We start from the raw sequence: 18,448 nt of genomic DNA, 5'->3' as shown, positions 1-18,448 counted from the left end.
CTAATTCCTAGGGATAATACCTAATTGACTATTTAACTGCCCACCGGTAAGAACCATCTCTCCCAAGCGTGCTCCTGCACCTGTGCTAGGTGGGTATAGATTAATATCTCTAGCTCTAAATACACCAGCTATTTTTTCCGCATTAGTGCCAGTTCCATTTGTCCCTGCTGGATTGAAAGTAAGACCCGTATTAAATCCAACCATCCCCTCACCAGAGCTATGACGACCAATTACAATTGAGTTATTAAATGCCATTTTACCAGACAGATTATCTAACCCTAGTGTAGAACCATCTGTTGGATCACTAATTTGAATAGTGTTACCAGTTCCTTTAAGAGTTAAGTCACCAGCAATAATAAGACTATTACCTGTTCCATCAGACTTATATTCATTATTTGGGATTAATGATAAATCCATATCACCACCAATACGAAGTTTAAGGCCTAACAAAACATCATCATTTAAAGCAAAGCTATTAGCAGGAGCAACACTACGAGTCGCACATCCAGTAGCACTAGCTAATTGTGCACAAGTTTTATAAGTTGATCCTGGCAAATAACCTGCAGCTAATTCTGCTGCCATTACGATTAGCATGTCTTTTAAGCTAGCATTAAAGCTACCCTTTTCAACCCCGATTGTCCCCGCTCCTTTTAGCAACATATCAATATTACGGAGTCCAATATAGTAATTGGTTGGCTGGACACCATTAACGCTATTATTATCGTTATCGCCACCATCAACTACTAGGATTGAAGTCGTTTTGTTTCCTTGAGGGACAAAACTCGCATCTCTATCAATGCCACTTGTACTCATTGCCAAAGAAAAACCTAATCGAGGAGTATTACCTGACCCAATAGCTGTTTTCACACCATTTTTATCAAATGCATAAACAGTTGATGCATCTACCGAGGTTCCGTACATCGCCATATTTGCATTTAAGTTATAGAAAGGTAATGCCAATCCCCATGTATTCAACTTATTTGTCGTACTATTGCTTCCATCATGTTCGATAATAGGCTGATAACCTGCAGCTGGATTATAAGTAGCACTATTCGTAAAACGACCTTGCTTAGAAATTGCTTGGAACTCAGCTCCACGAACAGCTAATATAATACTATAAGGGTTTGTATTTCCGGTACCTGTATGGATATTTTGCGTATAGTCTGCCGCACTAGTTAAAAATTGACCATTACCAAAACGGCTGGTTTGGAATACGTAGTTAGCTGGTATTAGAATGGACTTTGTATCTGCAAGATTTATATAAATATTACCACTATCAAAAGTCCCTCGACTTCCAGCTTGAAGTCCTGTGAGATTACCAAACTCAAATCCGTAAGTATTTAGACCAGCCCCGCCAATTTCTAATCGTGTCGCATTTTTCTTCTCATCAGCGCTGAGCGTACCATCCATATTAGTATCAAGCATCATATCAGATTCAGTCGTAAAATCTGCTTTCATACGAAAAGCGATACCTGAATTACCTATAACATTTCCACCAAGAATAGGAGTTGCACTTGCGCCATTGTTTGCTTTACCAATAATATTTGTCCCGTTCGGGCTTCCATACTGCCCAGTACCAATAACTGGATCATTTAAAGTTCCACTTGTTATACCGCGGACTTGTAAGGAGCCGTTGACCATACGCCCACTGGCTCCTAGACGAATAAGCCCATTGGCGCCAACTGGACTTTTTGTATTAGAGTCAATCGCATACCTTGTATTACTATCAGCATTCACAACATTTTTATTTGTCATGAATTCAAGATTTAATCCTGCATTAGTTGCTTTCCCAGAGCTGTCACTATAGGTATGCGCAGTTAAAGCTGCACTACCACTATCTTCTACTCTAGTAAAATCAACATAACCTAAAGTACCACTCGGTTTATCAGTTGTTAAAGCATTAGCTGTCCCAACGGCATTTGTCTGTATTCGTAAACCTTCCTTATCATCAACATACATCACCCCCTTACCTAAGAAATTAAAGTTAAGGTTTTTAAGTATAAGTTGATTAAGCTGATTACTTGCGTCAACTTGGCCAAGATAAAGGTTAATATTTTTTAATCCCAACACTAAACTCGATTGGCTTGTTTTACTAAATAAGCCATCACGTGTTTTAAATGTAATTCCTAAAGGAGAACTCGTTTGAAGAGCCAAGGTACCAACTGGATCACTACAACGAGCAATCGTTTCTGTATCACATATCTTAAAATTATCAATAGTAATTAACGATGGATCACTCGATATATTAAAATCCACTCCAGACTTACCAGCATTACTACCAATATTAATTTGGTAATTCGTTCCTAATGGTAGTGTAGAAGCATTACTTTGACGAACTTTAAAGCCTTCAGCTATCGCTCGAAGCTTAGTATTAGTAGCACCAACACTACCACGACCAGCATCATCCTCCCAGTAGAACTGCTGTACATCAATTGCATCGTATGTTGTTGAAATACTAATACCATCTTGTCCATTGACACTTCGCAAAGCACTATCATCCAAACTTTGCAAAGCAAATGAAGTTTGATTTACAAAAAATAAGCTAGTGGCTAGTGTACTTAGAGCAAACCACTTTTTTCTCTGATTTTGATTTTTTATTTTCATCACTTCAATCCTTGAACTGGGTCCGCACTATACTAACAACGAGAATGGTCACTACATGCAAAAATTTTAATTTGTCCTTGTAGAGCTAAATTCCCATTCATTTGTACTCCCATAAAACCTGTTTCACGTCCAGCATCATAATTATTTGCAGTTGTTCCACCATTTGCGACTGTTGCAACTTTTTTTAGAACTGGAGAATAGGTCGATGTTTTTAAATATCCATAATCATTTGGTGAAGTACTCGTATTTTCTACCAAATTTCCACTTGCATCATAATATGAAGTAACAACATCTTGCTCAATAGATAATGCACTAAATCCTAAATTTCGAATTTGGATAGGTTGAGTCGCATCAAAACCTAACTGTATCGCAGGCTTAATCATAGGACTTCCATCAGATTTTCGAGCATATACCAAATCCGTTCCATCTAAGCCTAGCTTTTGAATATTTACGGTTCCCTGAAGCCCCTTCATAACCAACCACAACTTATGGCCTGGATTCGCTGCTGTAGGATCACTAGCCGCGATACTCCAGATTGGATCTGTATCAGCAGGACCACTAGCATCAGCCGTAGTTTTTTTCTGTACAAAACGTTTATTAAAAGAAATAGCTAAACGGCAGTATTCCAAATTGGTACAACTAAAGGTCGGTGCAGTACCTGCTTGTAAGGCTGCATCTGAAAGAATGTTTTGATTTAAAGATAACTTTAGCGAGAGATCAGCGCCCGCCTGACCTTCTACCGCCTGTAATGCATTATTATCTAAAGCTTGTAATTCAGCATGCGATGACGTTACTGCAATCAAACAAGATACGAGAATAATCGAGATTTTTTTCATTATTATGCTCCCTTTATAGACCCGTAGTCGTTATTTTCATGTGTTGAATAAGCAAGCCATCGATAACAGCCGATCCAAAGTTTGTACTTGGACTTGGACTTGCTACATTTGGAATCGGGGCGGTATTTGTTGCTGGTATTACGTAACCTGTCGTACCATTTGATGCACCAATAAATGCATTTACAGCAGCACTAGAGGTACTCTTCCAAGCCCCCCCATTTAAATTGGTGTCAGACCATGTTCTATTAGCAACGGTACCGTAGATAGGTGTTGTACCTGAAACGTTATTACAACTGCCAGAACCACCATTACATGATGCAGCACTAGTAGGTGTTGCAGTCCAACCATTTGCTGAGTTAACTAAACTAGTGCCATTATCATATTGCCATTGATACAAATAGCCCGTTGTATCAGAAGTACTATTACATGTTCCCCATATGTTAGTACCTGTACACCTACTACTTTGTAACCAAGTAGAGGTACTCATAGCTCTCTCGGCATATCGAACCTGAATAGCTGTATTCGATGTTGTTGTTGTTAAGGTATTGTTTTGTAATGGACCACCAAAAGAGATACCAATTGCATCATTTGAAGCATCACCTTTAAAAGCGAGTAATGTTTTACCACCATCTGGACTATATACGGTACCAATACTAATACTACTATGTGTTGCTAATTTTTTATTTGAAAGTGCCGATGCAGAGTAATCTGTACGCGGCGAACCACCTTGATAGTTTGCAATGTCACTTGTACCACACTGATAAATATTACAAGTTGAACCTAAATAAGTGGCATCAGTACCAGAATAATCAGTATAAATTTTCTTGTAGATTTCTGGTTTATTTGGAATTCGAGCTATTTCTAGACTTAAGTTTTTACCATCAGAGCCCAAAATTACAGGTTGATACAAACTACCTAAAACCAAATTAGCATTCAGATTATATATATATAAACCTTCATTTGATGCAAAATTAGGAGAAGCCCCCCCAGTAGCAGGAGTAGCTAAACGATCAGTATCAGCTGTTTCTCTTGTACTTAATCTCAATACGCCCTGTACATTTGGCGCAGTCCAAGTCCTAGTTCGCGTTTGTGTATCTGTTCTTTTTTGATTTTGGACTATATATTTACAACCAGCTGAGCCAGCGGTAGCAGTAAAATTCCCTGTACTAGCATTACCACAGTTACCAGTAGATGCTGTTTTAGATGTACCAAAAGTTGTGTCCTGACCATTACTAATAGTTGTCCATGCAGATGTCGTTCCAATTGAACTCGTGGTGGTATCTGTCATTGTTGCTTTTAAATTAGCACCATCACCACTATTAAAACGGAGAACTCCAGCCAAACCTAATGTATTGTTGTAAAATGAACTCATACCTTTTGTATTAGTAGCACCATTCAGTGTTTGAAACATTTGTAAGTTACTACCATTTATACTAAATCCATTCCAAATGGCTTGAAGTCGTAAACGATTTGCTCGTCCCGCTGCTGTTGTTCCAAAATTCTCACCTAAATTGAACTGATCAACACTTCCTTCTGCTTTACTTTGGTCTCGAACAAAAGCATCCGTCCAAAAGGCTAATTTCAAGTTATAAGCGTCTGCCCCCGCTTCAGCAGTAGTTGGACGAGTAATATCATATAATGGAGCTTCTAAATTAAGATATGTAATTTGGCATGAAAGATCCGAAGCACCAGTACAATTCGCAGCACTGAAATTAGGAACATTTTTTGCCGTTGTTGTTTTGAAAATCCAAGGGTTTTGGGCAGATCCCCAACTTGCAATCGCAGCGTTTGCAATCAAACCTGTCAAACCAGAGTCAAAACGACTATTTACATCATTATTGGCATTTTTTGATAGAGCCAAACCATATAAATATAAGTCAGCCTTACCAACAGAATGATCTACAGGACGGACAGAACCACCAATTGCCGTAACACCATCTGAAACATACCCATCTTTATTTGTATCTTGTACAATTGAAGTCAAACCACCAACAGGTAAATAGTGGATATAACCCGTATCTTTTGTGCGATCAGTTAACAGAGCATTTTGAGTTTCATTAGGACCAGCAGCACGAAGAATCATGTATGTATTAGTTGGAAGGATTGCGATCCCTTCACCTGTAGTAGCACTCAAACCATCGTCAGATAGTTCTTGCAACGCAAAAGCATATCGGCTTAAACATAATCCGATTAGCGTTGCCAATACAGTTCTTTTGAATGATACCGTATAAAGTGTAGCCATCTAAACCTTCCTGTTACTCGATGCTCCGCACCAACTTTTTTTCTTAAATTTATTAAGTGATTTTATATAGACGCATCCAAACATCTTTCCGAAACTTATAAAGTTCGAACTATAAAACCTGAATAATATTATGCCTAATAATTACACAATTGCAAAACAAACAGAGAAATGGTTACATTTTTCCGATGAAGCAACGATGCTTTTACATAAATAAAGATGAAATTTTATTTTTTATGAATTTCTCTTAAACTCATGCAAAAACTTTGCAACTCTAGCTTTTTTTTCAGGTGACAAAGCGTAGAGCTCCGTCGCAGTTGCATCTGGTTTGATTATTCCCACTCCCGCACCAACAGCGAACCAACTAGCAACACTAAACATAGAAACCCCACCCATACTATGCTGTACAAAATCAATATCTCTAGGCGTTCTGTAGACCCAACATTTTTTCAACTCCTGATAGGTTTCAGGTTGCTGTACCGTCAACATAAATTTCCAAAAATCAGTATCACTTCTACCTGTATCATAATGCATTCGAATAAAATCACGTATTCCAAACCAAAATTGTGTATTTTGTTGATTAAAACAATCTATATTTTGCTTAGATATAATGCCGTGATTTTCTTTAATGAACGAGACGAGCAACTGTAATTGTGTCAGCATTTGGCCAATAGAAGTAGCCTCTAATGGTTCAACAAATCCAGATGCAAGCCCAATTGCAACAACATTTTTGATCCAGACTTCCTTGTAACAACCTGCTTCAAATGAAATTGGTTTAGCTGGCTTTATTTCACATCCGAGCCATGCTTCAACTTCTCGTTGAGCTTGCTGATCACTTATAAACTCATCATGAAAAACATATCCAGCACCAATTCTTTCCTGAAGCGGAATTTGCCACATCCAACCTGAACTCATAGCCGTAGCACGTGTGACTAACTCTTTCGGCTCATCCCCATATTGCAAATGAAAAGGTAATGCACGATTTAATGGTAACACATCTGAAAATGAGCACCATTCACTCTGATATTGCTTTCCAATTAATAACCTAGCAAACCCAGATGCATCAATTAAAAAATCACAATCTATATTACGTTTTTCTAAACAAATCGAAGAAATATGCCCAGTTAGCGTATCAATTTGAAAACTCTCAACTTTCTCTTCAACATGAAGAATTCCTCTTGCAATAGCAATATCCCTTAAATACTGACCAACTCTAAAAGTATCAAAATGAAGAGATGCTCCAAAATTATTCTTACCTTCTAATAGAATTTCTAGAACTTCCTCAAAAGGCTTTTTTTCTTCACTAAATTGATATGAAGCCATATACTTGCTGATATCAATGCCATGATTAAACAAACCAGATAAAAATGGGTTATAACCATTTTCATTCCAGACAAAATCATCTGTTGCTAAAGGAAATAAATGGTAATAATAATCATCTGATTGACCTGTTCGCCAACTTTCATATCTAAAACCTAACTTTAATGTTGAACCTGTTTTAGCAATAAAGTCCTTCAAATCAACATTTAAATCGTGTAATACAGTAAGAAGATTTAATACCCCTCCCTCTCCAACACCAACAATCGGTATTTGTGGAGCTGAAATCACCATAATTTCAACAGATGCGCTAAAAAGCTGCCTAAGCTGTAAAGCTGCAAACCAACCAGCAGTTCCTCCACCAACAACTACAACTCTATTCATCCCTCGTAGATTCAACATTCTTCTTATCCTAATAAAAAATAGTAAAAGCAGCCGAAGCTGCTTTTCTCTAAATCATCGCGACATATTTAATTTAGCAGAATTGATTACCACCATAGCAGTTACTGGTGACATACTGCGAAGTCAACTGCAAATTACTCAATGATAGATTTGCCGTTTGACTACTTACATCAATATTGAGTGTTTTTACAAGCGGATTTCCTGTTGCTGCATTTAGACCATCAATAAGACTCACAGGAATATCACTTCCTTGCATTAATGCTTGTGTAACAAAACCAGCAACTTGAGGCAATACAGCTGAAATATCGGCTTTATTTGTAGATGTTAAGTATCCTAAATCAATTGGATCTTTAAATGATAACCACCAACCTGTTTGCGCAATATCATCACTATTTGAACCTGGCCACTGTAAAGCTTGCTTTTGCAATGCAAGATAGCCACCCGTACCCCTTAAAGGAATATTATGGAATAAGTTCAATGCCTCATTAAAGGTTACGTTTAAGTTCAAACCATCTAAGGTAGATCCAGCCCCCATTTGGAATTGGGCTGTACCAACGACACAAATAAATACAACCGTGATACAGTCTGTACTATTACCATTTGTTGTTAAACTTGTACCATTAGGATAATTTCCATATTGAATTAAATCTACAGATAGTTGATTTACGAAATTACTTGTCGGCGCATTACCACATGCAGCTGCGCTAGCTCTATTTGAACGTGCACAGTCTAATGCTATATGAGGAACAGTGACATTAATATTGTTTACCACTGCAGATGTCATACGGTTTCCCGTAATAACTGAAGTCGTATTTTTAGTAAAAGGCACCGTCAAACTCGGTACAGAAATACCTAATGTATCAGAAGAAGCGGCAGAAGTATAACTCACAAAGCCACGCTGACCACCAATCGTTGAATTGATTTTACCTGCAATTGCCTGACATGAACCATTTGCTTGACCAACAATTGCCGCACAACCTGCTGCTCCAGCAGCGCCAAAAGTAGTTGCCTGTGTAGACACCTCTCCAGATAAATTCGCCAATTGCAGATAACCACTTAGGCTCTGAATACCATCAGTAGAAGATAAAATACCTGAATTTTCCAAACCAGCACTTAATAACCCTTCTATTGCTTCTGCGCTTAAACGAAAACCTGCAACCTCTCGTGTTGAGGCAGAATCAGGGTTTTTAATCGCAAACTCTAGAAATGGATTAGTAATTTGTGCACTAGTAGCTGCTCGATCGCCACTAAAAGTAGGACTACCTTGTTGCGAACCACTAGCGACCGTACCATCATTTAAGCCACTAAGTGAAAGATTTTTAATATCGATATCACAAGCACCAGCACCATTCACACCACCGCAACCAAGCTGAAGATTTCGAATATTTGCATTCAACTCAACTTTTGCCTCTAAACCTAGTTTATAGAAGCCAATATTACTGCTGCTGTTCCTCAATGTTTCCAAGTTCGCAGAATCAGTGGGTGCAATATAAGACAAACTCATTAATGCTTGCCCAGTTGCTGCAGACATTTCACTATCAGTCAAGCTATGAAGTGTTGAAGAGGCTGCATATGCTGAGTTTAAACATAAACTACCTAAGGCTAATAATGCCAAATTAAGAAACCTAAACTGTCGCATAACGACCTCCGTGTTAAAACTTCCATATGTTCTTTTTATTACTTGTTTCTGTATGATCGAATACTCACTTATATAGCCGTAGTAATTTCCGTGATCCTGTACAAAAACAAATCAAATTATACTGATTGTATCTTATTTTTTATTAATTACTAGCTTCATTCGTCTGAACACTTTTTGTGATGAATGAAGAATTTTTAAAAATCATTATATTAAAAACCCATCATTTACAAATGATGGGTTTTTTAATTTAAGTCTTAGGTAAAGTCACACCTGTTTGACCTTGGTACTTACCACCACGATCTTTATATGATGTTTCACACACTTCATCGCTTTCAAAGAAAAGCATTTGGGCGACACCTTCACCCGCATAAATACGTGCTGGTAAATTTGTTGTATTTGAGAACTCAAGCGTTACGTGACCTTCCCACTCTGGTTCTAAAGGCGTTACATTTACAATGATACCGCAACGCGCATAGGTTGATTTACCTAAACATACTGTTAAAACATTACGTGGGATACGGAAGTATTCGATTGTACGCGCAAGCGCAAATGAGTTTGGTGGAATAATACAAACGTCGGACTCAATGTCGATAAAGCTTTTATCATCGAAGTTTTTCGGATCAACAATTGCAGAATGCACATTTGTGAAAACTTTAAATTCACGAGCACAACGAACATCATAGCCATAGCTAGATACCCCATAAGAAATCAACTTATCTCCGTTTTCTCCGAAACGAACTTGATTCTCTGCATAAGGTTCAATCATGCCGTGTTTTTCGCTCATTTCACGAATCCAACGATCAGATTTTATTGCCATGACTTTTATCCAAAATCTTAATGAATGATTGGCGGCTACTTTAACGCAAAACAGCAGCAATGAAAATAACAGCTCAAGACTGTTGCTATGAATACTGCAATATCGTTTATAAATTAATAAGTGCGGAATAACTGATTGGGATGGAAAAGCTAACCAAGATTACCGAAGCTGTGCGTTGCAACTTAGACTGTGATAACCATTTTACTTTATTGATAGCTAACATTGACCCAACATAAATCCAAAATAATGCAATCGGCAAAATCAAGCCTACAAATACACTTATATGTAAGAGATAAACCTCTTGGTCTTTCCATGCTAAAGCTGGAAAAATTGCTGATGCGAATAAAAGGGCTTTGGGATTTAACAATGTCGCGCACAACAATTCACGTGGTCGAATTGTGGGCTGATTTAAAGCCACATGCTGATTTGCAGTACGCCATAATTTCACAGCTAGATATAGGATATATGCTGCACTCATCAACTTAAGAAAAGCTGGAACTAAAGGCAAAGTTGCTGAAATTTTACCTATGAATAAACCCCAAACCGTAATTGCCAAAATATAGCCTATCGCTTCTGCTGGGATGAGTAGAAGTGATCTTTTGATACCAACTTGTACACCTGAAGATGCAAGCAGAGTGTTTGTTGGACCGGGAGTAAATAATATGGTTATAACTAAACCAATAAAAAACCATGAAATCATCAAATGACCTCACTAAAGGATTATTTGAGATTAATCCAATTACAAATTTATAGCAAAAAAAACAACTGTAAACACTTATATCCTTATTACTTCAATCATTTACCAACTATTTATTTTATTTCATATTTATGAATTTCAAGCAAAAGCTACTCAATAGTCATTTATTTAAAGATGTTTAATAAAACGTCTATCTAAAGATTACTTTGAAAATTTTCTTATATTTTACAAAGATAATGACCCTGAAAAATTTTTAAGTTTTATCTAAGCAAATAATGTTATTTTATAATCATACAGCGATCATGCTTTTATCTTATGTCACCATTTCTTTATGCCTAAGCAATTCTTTCATAAGTGGCTACCTTCATCTGAAAAGGTTGCAAGTATTAAGTTTATGCGAATTTTTGGTCAACAAACCTTAAATCCATTACTTTGGTACGTAAATCGCCACTCGATTGCAAAAGCAATGTTTATTGGAACATTTTGGGGAATTCTTCCTGTTCCATTTCACAGTCTATTTATTATATTGACTGTTCTTTGGTTTGAGGTAAATTTACCAATCGGTCTTTGCATGGCTTGGTTAACCAATCCTTTTACAGTGGTTCCCATTCTCTATCTAGGCTTTTGGTTTGGTACTAAGATCTACCATGTCAACATGATTAACAAAGAAATGCTGCTTGGCGTACTTCACCAAATCGTAAATTGGATTAAGAACTTTGGTCATGGTCATATTGATTTTAGTTTAGCGAAAATTTTAGTGTCTGGTTTAGTGATTGAAGCCATATTATTTGCAATTATTTTCTATGTTCTCACCCATGTTATTTGGCGTTTTCTTGTCATCAGAAGCTGGAAAAAAAGAACTAAATATCAAAAAGAAGAGACCGCTTAACAGCCCCTCCTTATTGTTCTATTAACAATCAATTCGTTTGACTTTTCGCTTTCATATATTGTTCGACCACATCGAGAACATAATCCTGACAAGCCTCACCAGTCGCGGGGTCATATGCTCCATTATTGGTAATGTTATTGGATAAAATACGAATACCTAGAAATGGAACATTAAATTGTTGCGCAATCTGTGCAACAGAAGCAGCTTCCATTTCCTCAACAGAAGTTCCATATCGGGTATGGAAAAAATTAATTCGATCAAGCTCATTATTCCACACATCTGCGGAGCCAATCGTACCCTCAACAACTTGACCTTTTGTGTAGTTCACTTTGGCGTTATAAGCGGCAAGAAGTAAGTCATTATCCCCTTCAAATTTTCTAATCGCAATTGGCTCAGGATCTGATTCATCATCGGGTAACACATCGAACGCTTCATTCCACGTCAGTGAGTCTGAACCTCCACCAACAGGTTGTTTAGGCGTTCTAAATGCCCCGATATTGGTTGTGTATTTGCCTAGGACAATATCGAATACATGCAATGCTGGATCATGACCACCAGACGTTCCTTGGTTAATGATAGCAATTGGTTGATAGCGCTGAATTGCAATTGCGGTCGCAGCAGCCGAATTACTCATGCCCATTCGGGTTTTAGATACAATCACAGGATAATTTTTGTAAGTTCCTTTCCAAAACTTCCAACCACCAATGGTTTCAACACTTACATTGTCTAGTTTGGCAGCCATGCTTTCAGACTCTACAGGCAAGGCACCTTGTATAATGATTGGCTGTAGTTGCTTTGGCTGGGGAGATGATGAGCTAGATGATTGGTTGTTATCATCATTACACGCACCAAGAATTAATGCACTACAAACGCTTGTGATAGCCATGATTCGCTTAAACAACATGATTTGCCTATAGACTTGTTAAAATAGCTTACAAGCAATCTGTATACCAATTTTTAGATTTATAAATTATTTTAAAACAATTAAATAAATAACTTTTTTAATCAAATAGTAAAAACCCAGCTTTATTCGCTGGGCTTTATTAGGTCATTTAAAATATGCGTTTATCATCACGTTGGCGCTTGGGTAATTTATCCATTTGCACCATAACGGCTTGCGCTATGTTCATATAACTATCTGCTGCCTCATCTTGGGCAACAACGCTTGGTTTACCGTTATCGGCATTTTCACGAATTTGAACGTTCAAAGGTAAACGTCCGAGCAATGGAATCTCGTATTGTTCAGAAAGCTGATCACCACCACCCGTACCAAAAATTTGCTCTTCGTGACCACAGTTAGAACAAATATGCGTAGACATATTCTCAATCACACCTAACACGGGAATGTTAACTTTATTAAATAGCTCAATACCTTTAGTTGCATCCATAAGTGCAACGTTTTGTGGGGTTGTTACAATCACTGCGCCTGTTACTGGAATACGTTGCGCCAGTGTAAGTTGAATATCACCTGTACCAGGTGGCATATCAATTACAAGCACATCCAAATCAGGCCAAAGAGTTTGATTAAACAATTGCATTAATGCCCCTGTTGCTTTCGGTCCACGCCAAGCGACAGGTGTGTTAAGTGCACCAATTAAATGTCCAATCGACAAAACCGCCATACCATAGGCATCTATAGGAACAAAATTTTCATTTTCGATGAGAGGTGTTCTACCTGCATTACCCAACATCGTTGGAATACTCGGCCCATAGATATCAGCATCTAAAACACCCACTTTTAGACCTAACTTTTGTAATGCAAGTGCAAGGTTGACAGTTGTTGTAGATTTACCTACACCGCCTTTGCCTGATGACACCAAAATCACATTTTGGATACGAGGATGCGCCGCTACATCACGTTGCTGTGGCGCTGCTTTTTGAATCGGTGGATTGTTTGGATCAACCTCTGCTTTTGGAGATGCATCCATCACAGGTGGAAGATTACTATTTTCAGCTTTTGACTTAGATGAACAACTATGCCCTGCTTCACCATGAGCTGCATGTTTCTGTTGAATAATGTGTAGATTCAACTCTTGAATGCCGCATTTCTCTAACGCATCCGCGAGATCATCATGGATCTGTTGTAAATAATCTTTCTCTTCAGGATAAGTATTGATCGTTAGCTGTAACACTCGACCTTCTACATTCACTTGGCTAATGCGATCTTTTAAAGCATTGCTAGAGTTAGGTAAAACATAGTTTTGGAGAACAGTTTGAATATCATCTTCCTTCACTTCTTGCGCTGGTGAAAAAACAGATTTTAAGGAAGAAAGCCACGACATTTTGTTTACTCCAAAAACAGATCAACGTATCACTGAGTGTGGCTAGTGTAGCAGTATTAGAAAGTTGAAGCTCATATCCAGAAAGATAATTGCTCATTTTTTAGAGCCTATGTATTTCCAGAATATGAGCTTGAGAAAACATTAATAAAAATAAATTAAGGTTAGCCTTTAAATTTATTCAATGTGTCTGATGCCGCTTTTTTGAGATCATCTAGCTTATGACCTGCTTGAGCTTTGAGATCATCAAATTTCGCAGAGGCTTCATCTTTCAATTCAGCAGCTCTTGCTTTTGCATCATCAAACTTATGACCAGCTTCTTCTTTCAAATGATCAAACTTATCTTGAACATTGTGTTGTGTATCTTCAAGTTTAGCTTTGATTTCATCTACTTTACTTGAGAATGCTTGTTTGCCTTCCTCATTTTGCTCAGATACATCTTTCTTCAAGTCATCTAAAGCTTTTTCGCCTTTCAACTTTAATTCCTCAGCTGAATGCTTTAAATCATCAACGGCTTTCTCGCCTTGCAACTGAGCTTCTTTCGCTTTGTATTTCAGATCATTACCTAATTCATTTGCTTGAGTTTTTAATTCATCAATTTTTTCGTTTGTCATGTTCATTCCTCACTATAGCTAAAAAACATATTGTTTGGATCAGACTCATTTATAACGCGTTTAAAGGATGTTTTCGCTATTCGCTGCAAATTGAAACAAAGCAAATACAGGAAGATTCAAATACTTTTCTGATCACTACACTTCCACATTAAAGCTTTACAAAACAAGATCTAATTGTTATTTACTCAGCAAAAATCATTTTTTTCTATTTGATAAAGCACATGCCAACATAAAGGATGATCCACTGCCAAAGCTGGATGTTGAAAGTCTTTAACATATGTCATATTGAGCTTCTGCATGACTGATTGAGACTTCGTATTTTCCAGAGTCGTAAATGAAACTACTTTTTCTAATGCCAATTGGTCAAAGGCAAATTTTAAAGCAGCCTGAGCCGCTTCCGTCGCATAGCCCTGTCCCCAATACGCATGATCTAAACGCCAACCGATTTCTACACATGGCGAAAATGAAAACTGTGTTGCTTGTTCATGTAAACCAACAAAGCCAATGAATTGATGCGTTGCTTTTAATTCGACTGCCCAAAATCCCCAACCTTGATGATCAATGATGTCGTGGAATTTATCAATCAATGCATCACTTTCAGAGCGTGACAGTAACTTCGGAAAATACTGCATCACTTTGGGATTCGTACTCATCTGAGCAAAGCACGGATAATCCTCTGGCAACCATTGGCGCAAAATCAGTCTAGGTGTTTCGATCATTTTTAGAACCATCAAATATGAATTAAAAACTATTAACAATATAAGGAGATAGATCAGATATACTTTTGCTCATATCGAAATCATAGTCCTTGTCTATAGAACTGTATATATGAATGAAAATGAACTCTTAGAAATTCAAAATGAACTGCAAGCTCAAGAAAAGCGTTTGAAGTACATCCTTTCAAGTAAAAGAAGAATCCAAAATATGATTCTTTCGTTTGAAGGAGATTTGGCTGAACAACTGATTCCAGTCATTCACCATGAAAGTAATGATTATGCTGGTATTGAAAGTAGTTTAGCGCTTTCGATTTGTTGGAAATTTTCTAAAGTTGAGTTCCCAAAAACTGTTCATTGGTGCAGTGAACTCAGCATCAGCAATTTAGAAATTAAAGATGAATTTACCGCTGCAATCAAAGCGCAAGCTTGGTTAGGGACGCTGGGCAGTGATGAACTTTGGCAAACGCCTTTATTTGCTGAAATTACAGTTGATCCTAAAACCAATAGCTTAAAGAGCTATCACATTCATTTCTTATCTAAAGGGAAAATCATCTCTTTAAGAAAAAACTCAAAGCAGAGTGTGACGGTTAAGCAAATGCAGAACATGTGATCCTTCGGGGCACATGTTTTAGGCTTGAGTTTTAATACAGATTAGAATATCTCTTTCCTTTTATTCTCTAGCACAAAATAACAAGCATTCGCACTCATACATCCCAAAACCATTAAAAACAAAAGTGCAAAATAAACCATCAAACCAATAAATAATACTGAGAAATCAGTCTGATCAACTTGAGCTTCTAAAAAAATCATTAAAACGAATGGCATCCACACAATAAAAAGAACCAAGCCCGATTTTAAAATTTGAACAAGATCGAAAATCTTTTTCGGCAACTTCAATACCGCCAATACAATAGCGTAAGCAATAAAGCCAATTAGCCATAAAATCGGTGTCAGATAGACCATAACTTCAAATCCTCGGCTCGCTAGGCGTGTCACATGATCCTGCTGAACATATAAAAATACACAGAAAGGAATAACAAAACTTAAAACAGACACCAAACTCGCAACCAATGATGCACAGACTAAAGACCAAGATCTCATTTTTATTTTCCATTCTTTGATATTGTAATTATTCTCAATCAAACAAATGTGCTTTGATTGAAGCCAATGTGAAGATTGCATGAAGTCTTAAAACGATGAGATCACAATAGGATTAAAAGATTTCCCTGATTCATTTGTGCAAGTCTGTCCTAAGTCATGTAAAATCATCTGCCTTGCAAATACGAATGAGAGAACAATATCCGTGCGTAAAATTTTAGTCACCAATGCCCTACCTTATGCCAATGGTCCAATCCATATGGGTCACTTACTCGGTTATATCCAAGCAGATATTTGGGTTCGTGCGATGCGTGCAATGGGCCATGACGTGACTTATGTATGCGCGGATGATGCTCACGGTACTGCGATCATGTTACGTGCTGAAGCGAATGGGATTAGCCCAGAAGCGCAAATTGCCAATGTGCAGAAAGAGCATATTCGTGATTTTGATGGTTTTGGCGTGCATTTTGATCATTATGATTCAACGCATAGCGATGCAAACAAAGCACGCGCTTCTGAGATTTATATCAAAAACCGTGAAGCAGACAACATCGCAGTTCGTCCTGTAACCCAGTTATTTGATCCTGAAAAAGGCATGTTCCTATCTGACCGTTTCATCAAGGGCACTTGTCCGAAATGTAAAGCGGAAGATCAATACGGCGACTCATGTGAAGTCTGCGGTACAACTTACAATGCAACCGAATTACTGAACCCTCGCTCAACGCTAAGTGGTGCAACACCTGTTGAGAAATCTTCAGACCATTATTTCTTTAAGCTGCCAAATTTTGCAGAATATTTACAGAAGTGGACGCGTGACGAAGGCCGCTTACCTTTATCCATTGCCAACAAACTTGATGAATGGTTTGACGCAGGTTTAGCGGATTGGGATATTTCTCGTGATGCACCTTATTTTGGCTTTGAAATTCCCGATGCACCGAATAAATATTTCTATGTTTGGGTCGATGCGCCGATTGGTTATATGTCGAGTTTTGAAAACTATATCAAAACGAAACGCCCTGATCTAAGCTTCGATGATTTCTGGAAAAAAGATTCTGAAAATGAAGTCTATCACTTCATCGGTAAAGACATCGTTTACTTCCATGCGTTGTTCTGGCCTGCAATGCTTGAAGGTGCAAACTACCGCACGCCATCAGGTTTATTTGTAAATGGTTTCTTGACGGTGAATGGTCAGAAGATGTCGAAGTCTCGCGGCACATTCATTAAAGCTGAAACGTATTTACAGCATTTGAATCCTGAATATTTACGTTATTACTTTGCCTCTAAGCTTTCAGACAAAGTTGAAGATTCAGATTTGAACTTAGATGACTTCGTTCAAAAAGTGAATTCTGACCTTGTTGGTAAAGTAGTGAATATTGCCAGCCGTTGTGCAAAATTTATTAACACCACTTTCAACAATACGCTTTCAAGCACATGTGCAGAACCTGAACTTGTGCAAAGCTTTATTGATGCGGGCGATTCAATTGCTCAAGCCTATGAAGATCGTGAATTTTCTGCGGCGATCCGTGAAATCATGGCACTTGCGGATAAAGCGAATCAATATATCGACGAGAAAAAGCCATGGGCACTTGCTAAGCAAGAAGGTCAAGAACAACAAGTTCATGATGTATGCTCAGTCGGCATTAACTTATTCCGTCAGCTTGCGATTTATTTGGCTCCTGTTCTTCCGACACTTGCAGCTCAAGTTCAAGCATTCTTACAACTTGAAAGTTTTAACTTTGCATCACGTCAGCAAATCTTAATTGGACATGAAATTGCTCAATTCCAACCACTGATGCAACGTGTTGATCCTAAAGCAGTTACAGCGATGGTGGATGCATCGAAAGACTCTTTAGCTGCTGCGGCAGAAGCACCAAAAGTGGAAAAGAAAAAAGAGAAGAAAGCCGAGAAGAAGCCTGAGCCTAAAGTGGGTGAAGCTGAAATTATTGGTATTGAAGACTTTATGAAAGTTGACCTCCGTGTAGCAGAAGTTTTAGAAGCTTCAACTGTCGAAGGTTCTGATAAATTACTTCAACTCACTTTGAATGTAGGTGAAGCTGAACCACGTAATGTGTTTAGTGGCATTCGTGAGTTCTATCAGCCAGAAGACTTAAAAGGCAAATTGGTGGTGATGGTCGCTAACCTTGCACCTCGTAAAATGCGTTTTGGTATTTCTAACGGTATGGTACTTGCAGCGGGTAATGGCGAAGGTGTTTGGGTGATTTCACCTGAATCTGGCGCTAAAGCTGGCGATAAAGTTTCTTAAGATTTTAAATCTTAGATGAGAAAAGCCTCTACGTTGTA

General features: G+C 37.9%; 15 protein-coding genes. 3 read left to right on the top strand and 12 right to left on the bottom strand.

Features of this window, described 5'->3' with window-relative positions; all coding sequences use genetic code 11:
• From ACT4_RS07230 to ACT4_RS07200, 7 genes are all read right to left on the bottom strand, one after another.
• Complete coding sequence (locus ACT4_RS07230) at positions 1-2,604, bottom strand: DUF6160 family protein (RefSeq protein WP_007481046.1); 2,604 nt, start codon at positions 2,602-2,604, stop codon at positions 1-3.
• 32 nt (positions 2,605-2,636) lie between these two features.
• On the bottom strand, positions 2,637-3,440 hold the full coding sequence (locus ACT4_RS07225) for a DUF6160 family protein (RefSeq protein WP_004881238.1): 804 nt from the start codon (positions 3,438-3,440) through the stop codon (positions 2,637-2,639).
• 13 nt (positions 3,441-3,453) lie between these two features.
• Positions 3,454-5,682 (bottom strand): hypothetical protein, encoded by a 2,229-nt coding sequence (locus tag ACT4_RS07220; protein ID WP_007481044.1) that lies wholly within the window; start codon positions 5,680-5,682, stop codon positions 3,454-3,456.
• A 231-nt stretch (positions 5,683-5,913) separates the two neighbouring features.
• Entirely contained in the window at positions 5,914-7,398 is a 1,485-nt protein-coding gene (locus tag ACT4_RS07215; RefSeq protein ID WP_007481042.1) for a tryptophan 7-halogenase, read from the bottom strand.
• 73 nt (positions 7,399-7,471) lie between these two features.
• Complete coding sequence (locus ACT4_RS07210) at positions 7,472-9,037, bottom strand: hypothetical protein (RefSeq protein ID WP_007481040.1); 1,566 nt, start codon at positions 9,035-9,037, stop codon at positions 7,472-7,474.
• Between the two features lie 247 nt (positions 9,038-9,284).
• Positions 9,285-9,854, bottom strand: coding sequence for a dCTP deaminase (dcd, locus tag ACT4_RS07205; RefSeq protein WP_004881246.1), 570 nt, complete (start codon positions 9,852-9,854; stop codon positions 9,285-9,287).
• A gap of 106 nt (positions 9,855-9,960) precedes the next feature.
• Positions 9,961-10,554, bottom strand: coding sequence for a LysE family translocator (locus ACT4_RS07200; RefSeq protein ID WP_007481037.1), 594 nt, complete (start codon positions 10,552-10,554; stop codon positions 9,961-9,963).
• 328 nt (positions 10,555-10,882) lie between these two features.
• Here ACT4_RS07200 and ACT4_RS07195 point away from each other — a divergent pair, with 328 nt between their 5' ends.
• Complete coding sequence (locus tag ACT4_RS07195; protein ID WP_004881250.1) at positions 10,883-11,440, top strand: DUF2062 domain-containing protein; 558 nt, start codon at positions 10,883-10,885, stop codon at positions 11,438-11,440.
• Between the two features lie 28 nt (positions 11,441-11,468).
• Here the strand turns inward: ACT4_RS07195 and ACT4_RS07190 are convergent, their stop codons facing one another.
• The 4 genes from ACT4_RS07190 to ACT4_RS07175 form a co-directional block, all read right to left on the bottom strand.
• On the bottom strand, positions 11,469-12,344 hold the full coding sequence (locus ACT4_RS07190) for a 5'-methylthioadenosine/S-adenosylhomocysteine nucleosidase (RefSeq protein ID WP_007481033.1): 876 nt from the start codon (positions 12,342-12,344) through the stop codon (positions 11,469-11,471).
• A 148-nt stretch (positions 12,345-12,492) separates the two neighbouring features.
• Positions 12,493-13,722: an iron-sulfur cluster carrier protein ApbC gene (gene apbC / locus ACT4_RS07185; RefSeq protein ID WP_007481030.1), complete on the bottom strand. Its 1,230-nt coding sequence runs from the start codon at positions 13,720-13,722 to the stop codon at positions 12,493-12,495.
• Between the two features lie 161 nt (positions 13,723-13,883).
• Positions 13,884-14,333, bottom strand: coding sequence for a hypothetical protein (locus ACT4_RS07180; protein WP_007481028.1), 450 nt, complete (start codon positions 14,331-14,333; stop codon positions 13,884-13,886).
• 185 nt (positions 14,334-14,518) lie between these two features.
• A complete protein-coding gene (locus tag ACT4_RS07175; protein WP_007481026.1) occupies positions 14,519-15,052 on the bottom strand; it encodes a GNAT family N-acetyltransferase in 534 nt (177 codons plus the stop codon).
• Positions 15,053-15,161: 109 nt separating this feature from the next.
• On the opposite strand from ACT4_RS07175, the gene ACT4_RS07170 reads away from it, so the two are divergent.
• Positions 15,162-15,659, top strand: a complete 498-nt coding sequence (locus ACT4_RS07170; RefSeq protein ID WP_007481024.1) for a hypothetical protein — start codon at positions 15,162-15,164, stop codon at positions 15,657-15,659.
• A gap of 41 nt (positions 15,660-15,700) precedes the next feature.
• Here ACT4_RS07170 and ACT4_RS07165 read toward each other — a convergent pair whose 3' ends face one another.
• A complete protein-coding gene (locus ACT4_RS07165; protein WP_007481022.1) occupies positions 15,701-16,150 on the bottom strand; it encodes a hypothetical protein in 450 nt (149 codons plus the stop codon).
• Positions 16,151-16,352: 202 nt separating this feature from the next.
• Here ACT4_RS07165 and metG point away from each other — a divergent pair, with 202 nt between their 5' ends.
• Positions 16,353-18,410: a methionine--tRNA ligase gene (gene metG, locus ACT4_RS07160; protein WP_007481020.1), complete on the top strand. Its 2,058-nt coding sequence runs from the start codon at positions 16,353-16,355 to the stop codon at positions 18,408-18,410.
• Positions 18,411-18,448 lie beyond the last annotated feature (38 nt).

It is taken from the genome of Acinetobacter sp. NBRC 100985 (assembly GCF_000241225.1).
In the GTDB taxonomy this organism is placed as follows: domain Bacteria; phylum Pseudomonadota; class Gammaproteobacteria; order Pseudomonadales; family Moraxellaceae; genus Acinetobacter; species Acinetobacter venetianus.
Note: the sequence above shows the minus strand (reverse complement) of the source record. Positions and strands in the feature narration are given on the sequence as shown.